Annotated in this window: 1 protein-coding gene; it reads right to left on the minus strand. The window is 67.3% G+C overall.

From position 1 onward, the window contains the following. Positions 1-64 precede the first annotated feature (64 nt). Entirely contained in the window at positions 65-394 is a 330-nt protein-coding gene (locus tag G4D87_RS38695; RefSeq protein ID WP_163787696.1) for a hypothetical protein, read from the minus strand. Between the last annotated feature and the right edge of the window lie 13 nt (positions 395-407).

Consider the following 407-nt stretch of genomic DNA (forward strand, 5'->3'; position numbering starts at 1 on the left):
GTTTTTTCGCGGCCTCCTTCCCTGGCCCTTTTCCAGTGACATGACGGCGTGCGCGTGCAACACGCTACGGCCTTCGGCCGTCGCCCGCCGCGCAGGCCGGCGAGGTGGGCCGACGCTCCCTGCCATCCTGGTGCTGGCGCTCCAGCGCTTCCATCCGGTGTCTGATCTCCTGCAGCGTCTCGCGCATGGACTGGCGGTCTCGCTCGACCAGCACCTCGGCCTGCCCGATGCGGCCGTCCTGGCGGGCGCGGTCTTCGCGGTACGAGCCATACGCCAGGATCGACGAGCCGACCACCACCAGCACCTGCACGATGGTTCCGGGGTTGATCGTGGGATCGAATCTCAGGCGCCCACCCGCGCTCGAAGTAGGGGTCTCCGTGGTCTTGGTTTTCATGGCAGTTCCTCCT

The organism is Myxococcus vastator (assembly GCF_010894475.1).
Lineage (GTDB): Bacteria > Myxococcota > Myxococcia > Myxococcales > Myxococcaceae > Myxococcus > Myxococcus vastator.